10 protein-coding genes are annotated in these 12,911 nt (G+C 50.0%); 6 read left to right on the forward strand and 4 right to left on the reverse strand.

What is annotated here, in order from left to right; all coding sequences use genetic code 11:
- Window positions 1–366: 366 nt before the first annotated feature.
- The 5 genes from NDA01_RS17640 to NDA01_RS17660 all read left to right on the forward strand — a co-directional run bounded on the left by NDA01_RS17640 (window position 367) and on the right by NDA01_RS17660 (window position 7,112).
- On the forward strand, window positions 367–2,703 hold the full coding sequence (locus tag NDA01_RS17640; RefSeq protein WP_348228967.1) for an IMS domain-containing protein: 2,337 nt from the start codon (window positions 367–369) through the stop codon (window positions 2,701–2,703).
- 203 nt (window positions 2,704–2,906) lie between these two features.
- Complete coding sequence (locus NDA01_RS17645; RefSeq protein ID WP_399313466.1) at window positions 2,907–3,668, forward strand: winged helix-turn-helix domain-containing protein; 762 nt, start codon at window positions 2,907–2,909, stop codon at window positions 3,666–3,668.
- A 74-nt stretch (window positions 3,669–3,742) separates the two neighbouring features.
- Window positions 3,743–5,269: a sensor histidine kinase gene (locus NDA01_RS17650; RefSeq protein WP_348228968.1), complete on the forward strand. Its 1,527-nt coding sequence runs from the start codon at window positions 3,743–3,745 to the stop codon at window positions 5,267–5,269.
- A gap of 76 nt (window positions 5,270–5,345) precedes the next feature.
- Window positions 5,346–6,101 (forward strand): pseudouridine synthase, encoded by a 756-nt coding sequence (locus NDA01_RS17655; protein ID WP_348228969.1) that lies wholly within the window; start codon window positions 5,346–5,348, stop codon window positions 6,099–6,101.
- A gap of 69 nt (window positions 6,102–6,170) precedes the next feature.
- The gene (locus tag NDA01_RS17660; protein ID WP_348228970.1) at window positions 6,171–7,112 is read left to right on the forward strand and encodes a helix-turn-helix domain-containing protein; all 942 of its coding nucleotides are present in this window, start codon (window positions 6,171–6,173) and stop codon (window positions 7,110–7,112) included.
- Between the two features lie 68 nt (window positions 7,113–7,180).
- Here the strand turns inward: NDA01_RS17660 and malQ (NDA01_RS17665) are convergent, their stop codons facing one another.
- From malQ (NDA01_RS17665) to malQ (NDA01_RS17680), 4 genes are all read right to left on the reverse strand, one after another.
- A complete protein-coding gene (gene malQ, locus NDA01_RS17665) occupies window positions 7,181–8,683 on the reverse strand; it encodes a 4-alpha-glucanotransferase (protein ID WP_348228971.1) in 1,503 nt (500 codons plus the stop codon).
- Between the two features lie 79 nt (window positions 8,684–8,762).
- Window positions 8,763–9,239, reverse strand: a complete 477-nt coding sequence (locus NDA01_RS17670; protein ID WP_348228972.1) for a GNAT family N-acetyltransferase — start codon at window positions 9,237–9,239, stop codon at window positions 8,763–8,765.
- A 97-nt stretch (window positions 9,240–9,336) separates the two neighbouring features.
- On the reverse strand, window positions 9,337–10,665 hold the full coding sequence (locus NDA01_RS17675) for an ABC transporter substrate-binding protein (RefSeq protein WP_348228973.1): 1,329 nt from the start codon (window positions 10,663–10,665) through the stop codon (window positions 9,337–9,339).
- A gap of 81 nt (window positions 10,666–10,746) precedes the next feature.
- Entirely contained in the window at window positions 10,747–12,255 is a 1,509-nt protein-coding gene (malQ, locus tag NDA01_RS17680; protein ID WP_348228974.1) for a 4-alpha-glucanotransferase, read from the reverse strand.
- 64 nt (window positions 12,256–12,319) lie between these two features.
- Here malQ (NDA01_RS17680) and NDA01_RS17685 point away from each other — a divergent pair, with 64 nt between their 5' ends.
- Window positions 12,320–12,793, forward strand: a complete 474-nt coding sequence (locus NDA01_RS17685; RefSeq protein ID WP_431193433.1) for an NUDIX domain-containing protein — start codon at window positions 12,320–12,322, stop codon at window positions 12,791–12,793.
- Window positions 12,794–12,911 lie beyond the last annotated feature (118 nt).

Genomic DNA, 12,911 nt, shown 5'->3' on the forward strand with positions numbered 1-12,911 from the left:
CTCTCAGTGTTTTGGCAATACCGGGTGAAGCTGCACACTAAATATTTGATGTGCTGAAGTGCTGACGTTTTGCCACTAGCACCTGAATCAAAATAGCGTCCTCATGACCCAAAAATCAAATTTTGTCACCTTAACCGCAGCAGGCTGCATAACAGCGAAGTTTGCTAGCCAAGGTTTTACTGCTTAGAGTTTCAACGTTTAACTTGTTAAAACTTATATAAAAGTTATATTCCTTGGTACAAATTTTTCCTTATCTTGGTACACTCGCCCAGTAAGGGTCACGGGTTATGATTGTGGCACTATCTTGACAACCTCTTGGGTTTTCACAGATTAATATTTAGTTGCTTGCCGCTGGGGAAGTGAACCGTGCGAATTCCGCTCGATTACTACCGAATTTTGGGCCTACCTATCCAGGCCACTGCTGAACAGTTGCAACAGGCTCATCGCGATCGCGCCTTGCAACTTCCTCGGCGTGAATACTCTGAGGCAGCGATCGCTGCCCGAAAGCAGCTGCTTGACGAAGCATATGCTGTTCTATCCGACCCTGATCAGCGTCAGGCCTATGACGCTAATTTTCTCGCTAAAACCTACGAGCTCGAGCCCGATCGCCCTGGCACCTCGTCAACTACAACACCTGCAGAATCCACAGATGCCAGCAGCGACCCGTACACGCCTAGTGTTGACATCCACGATGACCAACTTGTGGGTGCCTTGCTCATCTTGCTAGAGCTTGGTGAGTACGAACTAGTGCTGAAACTGGGGCGTACCTATCTGGGTAACAACAGCAGTCTTAAGAATGGACGCTTTGGCGAGCCAGATATTGTTTTTGCCGACATTATCCTCACCGTCGCTTTAGCTTGCTTAGAGCTAGGACGAGAGCAATGGCAACAAGGACAATACGAAAACGCTGCAGAGTCCTTAGAAGCAGGGCAGGAATTGTTATTACGCGAAGGATTATTTGCTACCGTTCGGGGTGAAGTTCAGACGGACTTATACAAGTTGCGACCTTACCGAGTGTTAGAGCTGCTAGCGCTACCTGAAGAAAGCACGACCGAACGACGGCAAGGACTGCGTTTGCTTCGGGAAATGCTGCAAGAGCGGGGTGGGATTGATGGCACTGGCACCGATCAATCTGGTCTTAACGTTGACGACTTTCTCCGCTTTATTCAGCAGCTACGGGGCTACTTAAGTGCCGCGGAGCAGCAAACCTTATTTGAGGAGGAAGCACGTCGTCCTTCGGCTGTGGCTACCTATTTAGCCGTCTACGCTTTACTCGCCCAAGGATTTGCTCAATGCGAGCCTGCCCTAATCCGACGAGCCAAGCTGATGCTAGTGCGGCTAGGTAGCCGTCAAGATGTGCATCTAGAGCAAGCGGTTTGTGCGCTCCTTCTAGGTCAAACTGAAGAAGCAAGTCGCGCTTTAGAGCTAAGCCACGACTACGAGCCTTTAGCCTTTATTCGAGAGAATTCGCAGGGATCACCAGATCTGTTGCCAGGTCTCTGTCTCTACAGTGAGCGCTGGCTGCAAGAGGAAGTCTTTCCTCACTTCCGTGACCTAGCTCAGCAGCAAGTTTCTTTGAAAGATTACTTTGCTAACGAACAAGTTCAGGCTTATTTAGAAGAGTTACCCAACGAATCTCCTAACAGCAATGGTTGGGCAGGCTCCTCCAAAGTTGAGACCAATGGACAATCTAGCTCGACGCGAAACGCGGGTCAGTTTAGCAATGGGCGCGAAGTCGGCAGCTACTCACAACCACCTGCCACCGCTACCCGCCTACAGCAAAGCGTGGAGTCAGAACCTAGAGTTGCCCCTGCGACTCGGGCAGTCACCACAGTTTCTCAATTAGGGCAAGTGGGGGCAGAGCACACAACCCCAGTGCCCTCGAATTCAGTTCCAGTAACTCCGCCCTCTAGCCAGCGTCCTACCTCGGGAATCGTTACCAGAGACGGCAATGCTCATAATTCATTGCGCCCTGCGGCACTGGATCATTCAGGGCCACCACCTAGAGAGCGATCGCGGGGTCAGGTTGCCAATGGCCTCCGAGTTCCCGATCCGGAAGACTTACCGCCTCGGCGGGGAGGAGAGGCCACCTCAACATCTGCAAAAAAATCCAAGCCGATTTTGCTGTTTTTACTTGGCTTACTAGGACTCGCAGCCCTAGGGTATTTAACGACCAAAGCCTTTGGCTGGGCCACAGGTGCCCTCCAAGACTCACGGGGACCCAAGTTAGAAGCAAATCAACCCATGATCTCGCTCGATCGCCCACTGATTGCCGTACCTGACCCTGAAGATACGGCCCAGGCTACCGCAGGTCCCTTGACTAAAGAAGCAGCTCAGACAGTGGTGCAAACTTGGTTGTCTGCTAAGGCGGCTGCTCTCGGTCCCAATCACGCTACTACTCAGTTAAATCAAATTTTGACTGATGGTGCTTTGGCGCAATGGCAACAACAAGCTGAAGACGACAAGGGTAGCAATTCCCACCGAGAGTATCGGCACTCGATTGGATCAATTGATGCCGTCGAAATGAGCGATGTTGACCCCAATCAAGCCAGGATTGATGTGGAAGTGAGTGAAGCTGCTGCCTTCTACGTCAATGGGCAACTCGATCGCAGCTTATCCTACCCTAGCGAAACCATTCGAGTGCGCTATAACCTAGTGCGCCGCGATGGTAGGTGGCTGATCCGGGAAATGGATGTGCAGTAGCAGCATTAGATCTAATCCACAGCTAGATCAATGCTGCGGTTCCATTCAGACCAAGATGGCAATGAGAATTTGTTTCCAAAAACTTTCACTGCCATTTTGCCCGCTGACCAGTAAGTAGATATACCTTACTTGAGGTTGTCGCTAACCGCTTGGGGGACCAATGATAAGATCAGCCTGGGTTCCCAAAAAACAACTGCAACAAAATGGCAACTATGTTATCGCTAGAAGCGGCTAGGGCACAACCTAAATTGAAACTGGGACGAGTCTTAATTGTCGAAGATGAAGAGCTGATTCGTGAAACGATTGCTCTAGCGCTAACAGAAGAAGGATATGAAGTTTTAGTCGCTGAAGATGGACGCAGTGTGGCAGAGCTGACCCTAAAATCTGAAGCAGGCAGCGAAAATGAAGCGGCCCAACTCGATTTGGTCATCCTTGACCTCATGCTGCCCTACATCAACGGGCTGGATCTGTGCCGATTGATTCGCCATGAGGGCAATAGTGTCCCAATTTTAATGCTGAGTGCGAAAGGCAGCGAAACCGATCGCGTAGTGGGGCTAGAAGTGGGTGCAGACGATTATTTGACTAAACCTTTTGGCATGCGAGAACTCATTGCTCGCTGTCGTGCTCTACTCCGTCGGCATCGGCATACACAACCAACCATTCCGGAACCGATTCTAAAGTTTCAAGAGATCACTCTTTATCCCCAAGAATGTCGGGTTATGGTGAGGGGTGAAGAGATCAACCTTTCTCCCAAAGAGTTTCGGATTTTAGAGCTATTCATGAGTCATCCTCGGCGAGTTTGGTCCCGCGAGCAGCTAATTGAGCGGGTTTGGGGACCAGATTTTATGGGAGACAGCAAGACGGTTGATGTACATATTCGTTGGTTACGAGAAAAGCTAGAGCTTGATCCGAGCCACCCTGAGTATTTACTCACGGTACGCGGATTCGGTTATCGGTTTGGCTAAAACAGGCTCGTTCGCAAACTTCGATGGCCCCTAGGTATGTCAATTTTTGGTAGAAACGCTACGCAAAGACATGATTGTCCTCTGCGATCGCCATTGCCGTTACTGTGGAATTCCTAGGGTTTTTCCTCGGACTCGCACTTGGTCTAGCTCTGCTGGGGTGGTATCGGCTGCGGCTGAATCAGCGATTGGCGATATTAGCGCGAGATTTACAGTCAGAAATTTGGGGTTCGCCTGCTTCTCTGACTTCGCGGCTTACGCTCGCGATCGCCTACCAAAAACAACTCAGCCAACAGCTAGAACAAGAAGTTGAAACCTGGAAACAGGTACTTTTTAGTGCCCCTGTGGGTTACTTACAAGTAGACGAAGACAACCAATTAACTTGGTGTAACGCCCAAGCGCGCCAGATTTTAGGGATTCAGCAATGGGAATCTAGCAAACCCCGTCTGTTGCTGGAACTGGTGCGCTCCTATGAACTCGATCAACTGATCGAGCAAACTCGTGATGCCCAGCAACCTTGTGATAGCGAGTGGGTATTTCACCTGAGTAGCCCTGATCCCGTTAGCATTTCCCGCCAATCCACCTGCCCGCTGCGAGGCTATGGCTTGCCCTTGTTAGGAGGTCAGGTAGGCGTTTTTCTAGAGAATCGCCAAGAAGCCGCAACCCTCGCTCAGCAGCGCGATCGCTGGATTTCGGATGTGGCGCATGAACTCAAAACTCCTTTAACCTCAATTCGTTTGGTAGCCGAAACCTTACAAACTCGCCTAGAGCCACCGTTACGCAACTGGATCGATCGGCTGCTAAACGAAGCAATTCGGCTGAGCAATTTGGTCCAAGACCTTCTGGACCTGAAACAAATTGAGCGCGGGGCTCCTTACTGCCTTAACCTAGGCCAGCTCAACCTGGCAGAGCTAATTCAGTCAGCTTGGCTTAGCCTCGAACCCCTAGCTCGCAAAAAACACGTGCAACTTTCGTACCACGGGCCTGAGGTAATCCTCATTCAGGCGGATGGTCCCCGGCTTTTCCGGGTATTGCTCAATTTGTTGGATAACAGTATCAGATATAGCCCTTCCCAAGAGGCAATCAGGGTTCAGATCAGGGTTCAGGAGGTAGCTCTTAAGGCTACAGAATCAGTTGAATCACAGGTTTGCTTGGAGGTGATTGATTCGGGATCTGGTTTTCCAGAAAGTGCTCTACCCTACGTATTTGACAGGTTTTATCAAGTTGATCCCTCGCGATCGCGCCAGTCTGGTACCAGCCCGTCTTTAGAAGTGCAAAACCCCGTCACCCGGATCAAGGTGCCAATGCCCGAAAAATCTAATGGGCTTGGTTCTCCCACACCAACGATGCATCCGGGAAACCCACTAGAGGTAACAATTAGTCAGGCTACAACTGCCTCCCCGCGAAGAGAGCTACACAATTTTGGCCCTCCAGAGGCAGAGGTTCAACGGAGTGGTAGCAGTGGACTAGGACTCGCTATTGTCCGGCAGATTGTGGAAGCGCATCAAGGCTCTGTAAGTGCTAGCAATCATCCAGAAACGGGAGGTGCATGGTTACAGGTTTTTCTGCCTTGTCAGCAATCTCACCCATTTATAAAAAGCTGAGACTCGTTTCTCTAGCCCATCTTCCTGTAATATTTGTACATATCTGATGACCACATAGTCTACAGAGCAGTCCCCTATGGAAGAACGGCTGCATAAAATCTTGGCCCAATGGGGCATCGCTTCTCGCCGCCATGCGGAGAAGATGATTCTTGATGGGCGAGTTCGCTTAAATGGTACTGTAGCGCAACTAGGCCAGAAAGCGGATACACAACGCGATCGCATTGAAGTGGATGGAGTCATCATCCAACCCACCCAGCGACCTCAGCATCTGTACCTCCTGCTCAACAAACCCGTAGGGGTCGTTTCTACCTGTGATGATCCTTGGCAGCGGTCTACAGTTTTGGATTTACTGCCTGAAGCCCTGCAACAAGGTCAAGGTCTGCATCCTGTCGGTCGTCTAGATTTTGACTCCACTGGAGCTTTATTGTTAACTAATGACGGTGAATTAACGTTTTTGTTAACGCACCCTCGTCATCAAATTCCTAAAACTTATAATGTTTGGGTGCAAGGTCGTCCTTCGGAGGCAGTTTTGCAGCAATGGCGTCGGGGGGTCATGCTATCGAACCGAAAAACTTCACCGGCACAAGTCCGTGTACTAGATCGGCAAATGGGGAAAGCTCTCTTGGAGATTGTGCTGCATGAAGGTAGAAATCGCCAAATTCGACGAGTTGCAGAACAGCTAGGGCATCCAGTTTTAGAGTTACACCGGGTCGCGATCGGCCCCATTCAACTCAAACAACTTCCTCCTGGCCAATACCGAACCCTGACAGATTATGAAATTAACTTTTTACAGACGGAAACTATTAACCCTAAACAAGGCACTGGTCCGTAAGACCAGTGAGTATACAAAAATACTAGACAAATTTATAAATAGTGCGGCAGACGTCAAGGAGCATAGCGTATGAAGAAGTCAACCCTACAACTAGAGCAAGAACGAGTCAACAAACTTCAGGAAATGGGGTCCTACTTACGCCAGCTTCGCCAAGACCAAGGAATGTCTTTAGAAGAAGTTGCAGCGAAGACCAAAATCCAAATGCGCCTTCTAAATGCTATTGAGGCAGGTGATCTAGAGCAGTTGCCTGAGCCAGTTTATATTCAAGGTTTTATTAAACAGTTTGCCGATGCCTTAGGGATTAACGGGGCAGCATTTGCTAGTTCATTTCCTACGGCTCCCATCTTGCGACCAATTCAACAGCCTTGGCGCAACCTACCTGCCGCTCAATTACGGCCCGTCCACTTGTATGTGGTCTATGTCTGCTTGATTGTGTTTGCAGTCAATAGCTTGTCCTATTTGATGAACCGTTCTGGTACATCAACAATTTCCAACATAGAGGCATATCAACCACCTGGCACTCAACCAGGCCAGGCTGCTAACTCAGTAGTAGCCAACCAAGCTTTTGGGCCTTTTAGCCCTGTTAAAGTGCCTGCTCAGGGCAAGATAAAACCTGCGACTTCAGGTTTGGCAGGGCTCCTGGCCATGCCTCAAAACGCCAATGATTCTGGTAAGCCAGTCCGAGTCAGCGTCACTTTCAAGGCTCAATCTTGGATTCGAGTGGTCACTGATGGTAAGACCGAATTTGAGGGAGTTTTACCAGAAGGAACTCAACGCACTTGGATGGCTGATGAACAGTTAACTCTAAGGGCTGGTAACGCCGGGGGTGTGCTTGTAGGACTTAACGATCAGCAGGCGAAGCAGCTGGGCGACCCAGGCTCGGTAGAGGAGGTCACTTTTGAAGCGAATACGAATGCAGCCCAACTCTCACCCGGAGCACCGGGAGCGGAGCCAAACAACTTGACTCCTACAGTCCTCCCGGTACCATCCGATCGCGTGGCAATCCGTTAATCGATCATCCTTAAGCCCAGCGATTCAAACTTGAACCCAAAGCCGTTCAGCCTGGATTAGGTTTGAGTTTAGGGAGCGCGACCGAATAACTCCGTCATTGTTCTGAGGCGATCGCGGACTTCTGGAGTCAAAGCATCTGCCTGGTATCGCCAGGTCCAGTTGCCTGCGTTGTCGCTGGGGTCATTCATGCGGCCCTCGTTGTCTAGACCTAGCACGTCTTGCAACTGGATGATAGCTTGATTGGAAACCGAGGCAAGAGCTAGACGGATAAAGTCCCAGTTGACCCCTGCTTCGCTTAAACAACCCAAATACTGAGTGACAGCGTCGCGATCGCTAGAGGAAAGGCGATTGAACCAGCCCACAATCGTTTCATTGTCGTGGGTGCCCGGATAAACCACGCTGTTAGCTAAGTACTTGAAGGGTAAAAAGTTTTTGTCCCCCATGTCGCCAAAGGCGAATTGCAAAATCTTCATGCTGGGGAAACCAAAGCGATCGCGCAAGGCATCCACTTCTGGCGTGATCACACCCAAATCTTCCGCGAGTACGGGCAGTTGCCCAAATTGCTGCTTCAGCGCTTCAAATAAAGCTTCACCTGGAGCTTCAATCCACTCCCCATTCATGGCAGTGGTTTCACCTTGCTTGACCGCCCAATAAGCCTGGAACCCTCGGAAGTGGTCAACCCGAACCATATCCACGTAGTCGAACAGGGCTTGAAACCGCTGCACCCACCACTTGAAGCCAGTTTGTTGCAGCCGCTCCCAGTTATAAACGGGATTGCCCCAAAGCTGCCCAGTTTCACTGAAGTAATCGGGTGGAACCCCCGCCATCAACGCAGGCTCTCCCGTTTCAGGATCGAGACAAAAGTTTTCTGGGTTTGCCCACACATCGGCGCTGTCCTGAGACACGTAAATAGAAATATCGCCGATTACTTTGATCCCGCGTAAGTTGGCGTATTTGCGCAGCGCTGACCATTGCTGAAAAAACTCAAATTGCAGGAATTTGTGCAGCCAAATCTCAGCCTGAAGTTTGTCTTGCCACTGAGCGATCGCGTCTGCTTGGCGTTTGGCGATCGCGGGTTCCCAAGTGGGCCAACTGGTATCCTGGAACGCATCTTTCAGCGCCATGAATAGGGCGTAATCGTCCAGCCAGTATGCGGTCCCTTTGCAAAATCCTTCAAATTCTTTTTGCTGTACGGCTGAAGCTTTTGCTTGAAAGTTCTGCCAAGCTTTTTGCAGCAAGGGTATTTTGATTTGACGCACTTTGGCAAAGTCAACTACCATTGGCAACTCTGGCAAATCGGCTAAATCTGTTTCTGCTAGTAACCCTTTGTCGCGCAACAGTTCGAGGCTAATTAGCAGATGGTTACCTGCCATCGAAGAGTAAGACGACAGATAAGGTGAATTCCAGGGCTCACCCGTCGGCCCTAGGGGTAGAATCTGCCAAAGTTGTTGGGCACTGTCGGCTAAGAAATCAATGAAGCGATAGGCTTCTAAGCCTAAGTCACCAATACCAAATCGGCTAGGAAATGAGGTGGGATGCAGTAAGATGCCGCTAGCTCTGGGAAAGGGCATAGATAACCTGAAATATAAACAGCAAGCGTCCTGAATTTAGCAACTGTTTATTATTACAACATCAGTCTCGAGTTTCGATTTATTGCTGCCAAAAGCTATCTCTTTGGCTAGATGATAGTGCTCCAAATTTAAGAGCTAGGGAGCATTGCATAATATAGTGTGTCTTCGTCTCCCCAACGCTAATAAAGCCTAGCCGCTCGTAAAGGCGCTTAGCTGGGTTCTGTTTAAGCACCTGCAACTGCACAGGTAAATTTAATGCTTGCCCATGTTCAAGGACATTTTTTAGGACTAAAGTGCCAATGCCATGGTTTTGAAATCTAGGCAGAATCAAGAGATTGCCAAGATACAGTTCCCCTCCACACTGCAATAGCTGTAACATTCCTACCTCGATCTGGTCAACCAGAACTACTCGGATCAGATGAGGATTAAAGGTTTCGCCAAATAAGTCAGGATTCCAAGGATAAATGCGCTCTACATGTTCTTTGAGACAAGCTGCGTGCATTTTGTTCAGGAAATCAAAATCTGCTTCGGTTGCCTGCCGAAATCGTACTTTCATGCTTTCTCGCGCCAGAAAATGTCGAGGGTGCTGAAAGCCAGGGTTCTCGGGTAATTAAGAGTAAGCGATCGCCTCCAGCTGTAAAACTAATCTAAACCTACTGAGCAGGATTCACCTTACCAATAGTCTGTAGCGTGCCGTCATCCTTTACCGTCCAGACATCGTAGCTGCTAACCACATCGCCATTCTCGTCAATATCTACATTGCCGCTAGCGCCTTGGTAGTCAATCTGCTCGCCCTTTTGTAAACGGGCTAAACCATCACACACATCAGTCACAGGAGTTCCAGTTGGGCCAGCTACTTCTCGGAGTTGGTTCTTAATGCCTTCACCAGTATTGCTGTCTGCTGCTTCTGCTGCTAGTACTAAGAGTGCTGCCGCATCCCAAGCATGGGGGACAAAAGCACTCAAGGGTTTAGCTTGTTTCTGTTGCCAGAGCTTCGTGAAAGCGGCCAGAGCTTTACCGTCCGCACTTGGAATCGTCCCGATCGCCCCTGCCAGAATAAACTTGCCATCCTTGGTTTTGCCTACTTGTTCGGCAAAGTCTTCTGAATAACCGCCATCGGTCAGCATAATCTGTACCCCTTGGCTCAGACCTTGTTGATAAGCGGCTTTGAGAAACAAGCTGCCTGTCTCACCATAGATAAATGCGGCAACGGCATCGGGTTTGTTGGCAAAGGCAAGTGCGGCCTCTGATTCAAAGGTCGTTGCTTTGGGGTCATAGCGGGCAGGTTTGCCCTCACCTGTTACCGTACCTCCGCGCTGCTTAAAGGCTTGAGTAAACTCTCTCTCCAACCCCACACCGTAATCATCATTGATCACAATCGTTGAAACTTGCTGATAGTTTCGCTGCTGGGCCAATTTAGCTAAAGCTTGGGCCTGGTAAGTGTCCGGTGGGGCAGTCCGCGCCCAAAATCCCTGAAAGTCACCTTTTTTAGCGCGTTCCGTAAACGTAGGACTGGTGCTAGCCGGAGAAATCAGCATCACCTTGTTGCGTACCGCCACATCTACCGCTGCGCTCGAAACGCTACTGGGAAAGGAACCCACCACACCCGCAACTCGATCCACTTCCACCAGCTTCGCCATCGCCTCAGCCCCAGCCGCAGGTTCAGTCTGGTCATCTTCCGACACCAAACTCACAGGTGCCTGATTCACCCCACCACATTGGTTAACAGTCTGCACTAACAAAGAAACAGCATCCAAAAGCGGCGGCCCTACCGCAGACAAATCACCTGTAGCGGGCAGCAAGGCACCCAACTTCAGCCCTTTGGCATTATCAGTAGTGGTTGTAGTAGGAGACTGATTTGCTCCGCCAGAATTGCTGGTGCTTTGGCAAGACGCGATCGCCAAACCAACGACACCAGCAGTGATAACCACAGCCGTTGCCGAGCTACACTTCAACTGTTTCAGCAGAGCAAATCTGTTCATCACGGTGCCGTACCAGATAGGTCAAGGAAAGCTGGCAAGATAAAAATGGGTGTTCATGCCAGAGAGCGATCGCGCTTAACTCTACACCTTATCCCCTTGGCGACCGTAGATGTAAACCATCTCTTTGAGGCGGTTGCTGTAGTCTTGGGTCATTGCCTCGGCTCGGAATCGCCAAGCCCAGTTATTTTCTGATGTACCGGGAGCATTCATTCGGGCATCAGAACCCAAGCTAAACACGTCCTGAATTGGAATAATGGCTTGATTGGCCACAGAACTCATAGCCAGACGGATCAGATCCCAAACAATTCCATAAGGCCCAGTGCAGGCAAGGTATTGGTGCAGGCGATCGCGCTCGTAATCTGGCGCTTGCTGATACCAGCCCAGCGTCGTGTTGTTGTCGTGGGTGCCCGTGTAGATCACACTGTTCGCGTCCACATTAAAAGGTAGATAAGAATTTTTGGCATCACTACCAAAGGCAAAATGTAAAATCTTCATGCCAGGGAAGCCAAAATGATCGCGCAGATCGAGCACAGCTTGATCAATATCCCCTAAATCCTCGGCAATGATTGGCAAACTACCAAGTTGTTGGCGAATCACTTCAAACAACTTATAACCAGGAGCCTTAACCCATTGCCCATTGATTGCCGTCTCTTCACCCGCAGGAACCGACCAGTAAGCTTCTAATCCTCGGAAGTGATCGATGCGAATCATATCTACATGGGCCAAGATTTCCCGGACTCGCTCCACCCACCAAGTAAAGTTGGTTGACTCCAGGTAACCCCAGTTGTAGAGCGGATTACCCCAAAGCTGTCCTGTCTCAGAGAAATAATCGGGTGGCACACCCGCAACTTCCAGAGGTTGACCTGTTTCAGAATTGAGTTGAAACACTTCTGGATTAGCCCAAACATCGGAACTGTTGTGGGCAACATAAATGGGAATATCACCAATAATCCGGATGTTTTGAGCATTACTGTAAGTCTTTAGCTCTCTCCACTGCCGAAAGAACTCGAACTGCAAGAATTTTTGAAAGAAGATCTGATCCGCTAGCTTATCCCGCCACAAATCCAACGCTTCTGGCTTGCGTAGCCGTAGTTCTTCTGGCCATTCCACCCAGCTACCACCTTCCTGTGCCTCTAGCAGCGCCATGAATAAGCTGTAGTCTTCTAGCCAAGTTGCTTTGCCCCGACAGAAACCTTCAAATTCTGTCCGTTGAATTGGGCTAGCTTTCTGCTTGAAGTTCTCACAGGCTTGCCGTAGCAAAGGCATTTTCCAAGCAATTACCTGCTCGAAATCAATCTTGTCGGGCGCAAAGCCAGGAGCATCGCGGAGGTCATCTTCACTCAGGAAGCCATTGTCTCTCAGAATGTCAGGGCTAATCAGCAGCGGATTCCCTGCCATCGTCGAAAAACTCATGTACGGGGAGTTGCCGTAGCCTGTGGGGCCTAGAGGCAATATCTGCCACAGGCGCTGTTCGCTGCGAGCCAGAAAATCAATAAACTGGTACGCTTCCAGCCCTAGATCACCAATGCCATAACGACCGGGTAGACTCGTTGGATGTAGCAGGATACCACTGGCACGGGGAAAGGGCATAGAAATTTGCCTCCAAAAAATACTCTGTCAGTGTAGCCACCCCTCATCTTAGTGGAATCTTCCCTTGGTAGAATTACTTCTGCCTCCCTTTCAGGAGTTGAAACCTTTGGCCTACCGTAATCCAATCCCCACTGTTGACATCATTATTGAGCTGAGCGAGCGCCCTCATCGCCCGATTGTGCTGATTGAGCGGCTGAATGAGCCTTATGGTTGGGCGATCCCAGGTGGGTTTGTGGACTATGGAGAGCCTGTGGAGGCGGCAGCTCGCCGGGAAGCACGGGAGGAAACAGGTTTAGAGGTTGAACTAATTGAGCAATTTCAGGTTTATTCCGACCCAAGTCGTGACCCGCGTAAACATACGATGAGTGTGGTGTTTATCGCGGAGGCGAAGGGAGAACCGCAGGCGGGAGATGACGCGAAGGGAATTGCGCTATTTGAGCCTTGGCGGGTGCCTGAGAATCTTTGTTTCGATCACGATCGAATTTTGCGGGATTATTGGCGGTATCGGCATTATGGGTTGCGCCCCCATTTAGTTTAGGGTTGCTTGGGAAGAGTTTGGTTTGAGAATGCTTGGGTTTTGACTAAAATCCGAACCCTTGGGGGCGCTTGCCCTCAAACTCCCGCTGGGGGACGTAGCCGTCCCCCAGACCCCCTCC

This window comes from Trichocoleus desertorum AS-A10, assembly GCF_039962155.1.
In the GTDB taxonomy this organism is placed as follows: domain Bacteria; phylum Cyanobacteriota; class Cyanobacteriia; order FACHB-46; family FACHB-46; genus Trichocoleus.